This window comes from Streptomyces sp. SID1328, from assembly GCF_009865595.1.
GTDB classification, from domain to species: Bacteria; Actinomycetota; Actinomycetes; order Streptomycetales; family Streptomycetaceae; genus Streptomyces; species Streptomyces griseoluteus.
Genome location: NZ_WWKH01000478.1, coordinates 1 through 3,567 on the forward strand (window position 1 = coordinate 1; position 3,567 = coordinate 3,567).

Consider the following 3,567-nt stretch of genomic DNA (forward strand, 5'->3'; position numbering starts at 1 on the left):
CGACGCGCTGCTGCTGGCCGCCGGAGAGCTGGTAGGGGTAACGCTTGGCGAGCGAACTGTCCAGCCCGACCCGCTCCATCAGCTCGGCCGCGCGCTCACGGGCCTTGCCCTTGCTCCAGCCGAGCAGGCGGGGCACGGTGATGATGTTGTCGATGATGGTGCGGTGCTGGAAGAGCCCGGCGTTCTGGATGACGTAACCCATGGACCTGCGCAGGGAGTTGACGGGCTGCTGCCGGATGTCGGCGCCGTCGAGGAGGATGCTGCCCTCGCTGGGCTCCACCATCCGGTTGATCATCCGCAGGGTGGTCGTCTTGCCGCAGCCGGAGGGGCCGACGAGGACGGTGATCGCGCGGTCCGGTATGTCGAGCGACAGCCGGTCGACCGCGACCGTGCCGTCCGGGTATCGCTTGGTGACTGAATCTATCCGTATCAAAACGCCGCGCGCCCTTCGGTTGGCAGGAGTGCCTGGACCGTCCCGGCCGAGTCCAGTCGGCACGAGCCACGCCACCCGGACAGCGCGGAAGGGCGACCGGACCGGGTGCGGGCGCGCACACCCGTGGTCGTGCCACGGCCGGACGGTCCCATGAATCGGGAGGCTGCTACCCAGCCACGGCCCATCCATTCATCTGATCATGTGACACCGCTCATACCGTCCCGCTCGTACGACGATGCCCACCCGCCGCTTCCGGCAGGTGGGCGTCGTCGGGGACGGTGTCAGCTCTCCTGGGGGGTGAGGCGCAGCGAGATGCTGTTGATGCAGTACCGCTGGTCCGTGGGCGTGGGGTAGCCCTCGCCCTCGAAGACATGGCCGAGGTGGGAGCCGCAGCTGGAGCAGCGGACCTCGGTGCGGACCATCCCGTGCGAGCGGTCCTCGATCAGCTCGACCGCGTCGCTGTCCTTCGGGTCGAAGAAGGACGGCCAGCCGCAGTGCGAGGCGAACTTGGTGTCCGAGGTGAACAGGTCGGCGCCGCAGGCCCGGCAGGAGTAGACACCCTCGGTCTTGGTGTCCGTGTACTCACCGGTGAAGGCGGGTTCGGTGCCCGCCTGGCGCAGCACCGTGTACTCGGCCGGGCTCAGCTCCGCCCGCCACTGCTCGTCCGGCTTCTCGACGTCGTACGCCATGAGGATCAGCCCCTTTACTTCTGCGACAGGCGGTCCAGGATCAGCGGGCCCAGGTCGGTGACGTCACCCGCGCCCATGGTGAGAACGAGATCACCGGGCTTCGCCATTCCCTCGACGACCTCGGGGATGTCCGCCTTGTCGGGCACGGCGGTGACGTCGGCGCCGGCCGCGCGGGCGGCCTCGATGATCAGCGCGCTGGTGATGCCGGGGATCGGGTCCTCGCGGGCCGGGTAGATGTCGAGCACCACGGAGGCGTCGGCGAGGGCGAGGGCCTGGCCCATCTCCTTGCCCAGCTCCTGGGTGCGGGAGAACAGGTGCGGCTGGAAGACGACGAGGATGCGGCGGTCGTCCCCGGCGGCGCCGCGCATGGCCTCCAGGTCGGCGGTCATCTCGGTGGGGTGGTGGGCGTAGGAGTCGATCACCTGGACGCCCGCCTCCTCGCCCTTGAGCTGCAGGCGCCGCTTGACGCCGGTGTACGCGGCGAGGGCGGGGGCCAGCTCGTCGGCGGGGAGGCCGAGGGCGACGCCGGCGGCGAGCGCGGCGACGGCGTTGAGCGCGTAGTGGCGGCCGGGGACGGAGACGGCGAAGGTCAGCTCGCTGCCGTCCATCAGCACGGTGACCTGGCTCTTGAGTCCCTGCGGGACGATCTTGAGGACCCGCACGTCGGCGTCCTCGGCCTCGCCGTAGGTCACCGTCCTCACACCGGTCACCCGGCGGGTCAGCTCACGGGCGCCCTCGTGGTCGGCGGAGATCACCAGGGTGCCGCCGGGGACGATCTTCCCCGCGAAGGTCTCGAAGGACTCGTAGATCTCGTCCATCGAGGCGTAGTTGGCGTGGTGGTCCAGCTCGACGTTGAGGACGATGGCGACCTCGGGGGCGTACTTGTGGAAGCTGCGGTCGCTTTCGTCCGCCTCGGCCACGAAGATCTCGCCCTCGCCGTGCAGGGCGTTGGAGCCGGGGGCGTCCAGGTCGCCGCCGATGGCGTACGACGGGCGGGCGCCCAGCTCGGTCAGGGAGACCGCGAGCATCGAGGTGGTGGTGGTCTTGCCGTGCGTACCGGCCACCGCGATCGGCCGCAGGCCCTCCATCAGCGCGGCGAGCGCGTCGGAGCGGTGCACCACGGGGATGCCCAGCTCGGCGGCGCGGGCCAGCTCGGGGTTGTCCTGCCGGATCGCGGAGGAGACGACCACACAGCTCGCGTCGTCGGCGAGGTGGCCGGCGGCGTGCCCGATGTGCACGGTCGCCCCGTGCGCCCGCAGCGCCTCGGCGGTCGCGGACTCCTTGGCGTCACTCCCCGCCACCCGCGCCCCCCGCTGAGCCAGGATCTTGGCGATCCCCGACATCCCGGCCCCCCCGATCCCGATGAAGTGCGGTCGGTCCATGGCGATAGGAAGGCCGGGTGCCATGCGTTCTTCTCCCATATACGAGCGAGCCAGAGGAGGCCCACCCTATGCGCAGATCCGGCCCCTCCCGCACCCCGGCCACTGACGCGCCGGGTGAGGAGCGCGGCTCCGCAGCGCTACGCCTTGCTGTGGCTGAAGAGCTTCAGCACCGGGACGCCGACCTTGTGGCGGGCGCGGGAGGCCCAGTCGCGGTGGAAGAACTCCTCGACGTAGTGGGGGTCGGTGAGAACGATGACCTCGTCGGCGTTCACCTCCGCGACGAGGGACTTGAGCGCCTCCAGCGGGTGGTTCTCGACGAGTCTTCCCTCGGCCCGGCTGCCGGCGGCGCGCAGCGCCTGGAGGGAGACCTCCAGGGCCTTCTCCCCCACCCCCCGCGCGTCCGTGCCCTCGGGCGTCTCGCCCTCGTGCACGGCCTCGTCCAGCTCGCCGAGGGCGATGTCGTCGATGGCCCGCAGCAGCCGGTCCGCCTGGTCACCGCGCGGCTGGAGGAGCACATGGAAGAAGACCGGCTCGTCCCCGTGCAAGGTCGTCACGAACTCCACGTCGGCCGACGTCAGGGCTTTCTCGATCATCAGAACGCTTGTGAACACCAGCCGCCTCTTCTCCCTTGAGGGTCCTCATGACCCTCTGTCCTCCGTTGGCCCGAACCGGGCCTGCGGAAACCATCCTGCCCCGTTACCGCACGGGAGCACCGGGACTAAGTGTGCCCGCCGGAAGCCAAACGGAACGGTAGATTCCGCTCTTTTCAGGGTCGGCGGTACCGCCCGAACAGAAATCCGTCCTCCTCCAGCAGCGACGCGAGCCCGAACCGGCGCGGCAGGGAGACACCGGGACCGCCCGCGATGCGCTGCGCGTTCCCTGCGGTGAGCATGGGCGACAGCGTCAGGCACAGCTCGTCCAGCACCCCGGCGGCGACCAGTTGCCCCAGCAGCCGCGGCCCGCCCTCGGTGAGCTGCCGGACGTACCCGAGCCCGGCGAGCGCCTCCACGGCCCGTCGGGGATCGACCCGGCGCCCCTCCCCCGCGACGACCACCCGCGCCCC

General features: G+C 70.6%; 5 protein-coding genes. All 5 read right to left on the reverse strand.

All coding sequences use genetic code 11. The annotated features are described in order from the left end of the window. Window positions 1-433: ATP-binding cassette domain-containing protein (locus tag GT030_RS14730; RefSeq protein WP_161201500.1), on the reverse strand; the 433-nt coding region annotated here is incomplete at its 3' end. Between the two features lie 281 nt (window positions 434-714). Continuing rightward, the gene (gene msrB / locus GT030_RS14735; RefSeq protein WP_086693098.1) at window positions 715-1,122 is read right to left on the reverse strand and encodes a peptide-methionine (R)-S-oxide reductase MsrB; all 408 of its coding nucleotides are present in this window, start codon (window positions 1,120-1,122) and stop codon (window positions 715-717) included. A gap of 14 nt (window positions 1,123-1,136) precedes the next feature. After that, window positions 1,137-2,528: a UDP-N-acetylmuramate--L-alanine ligase gene (murC, locus tag GT030_RS14740; RefSeq protein ID WP_161201501.1), complete on the reverse strand. Its 1,392-nt coding sequence runs from the start codon at window positions 2,526-2,528 to the stop codon at window positions 1,137-1,139. Between the two features lie 113 nt (window positions 2,529-2,641). After that, window positions 2,642-3,097, reverse strand: a complete 456-nt coding sequence (locus tag GT030_RS14745) for an indole-3-glycerol phosphate synthase (RefSeq protein ID WP_161201502.1) — start codon at window positions 3,095-3,097, stop codon at window positions 2,642-2,644. A 173-nt stretch (window positions 3,098-3,270) separates the two neighbouring features. Further along, window positions 3,271-3,567 (reverse strand): dihydrofolate reductase family protein (locus GT030_RS14750; RefSeq protein ID WP_202460100.1); only part of this gene is annotated, 297 nt, incomplete at its 5' end.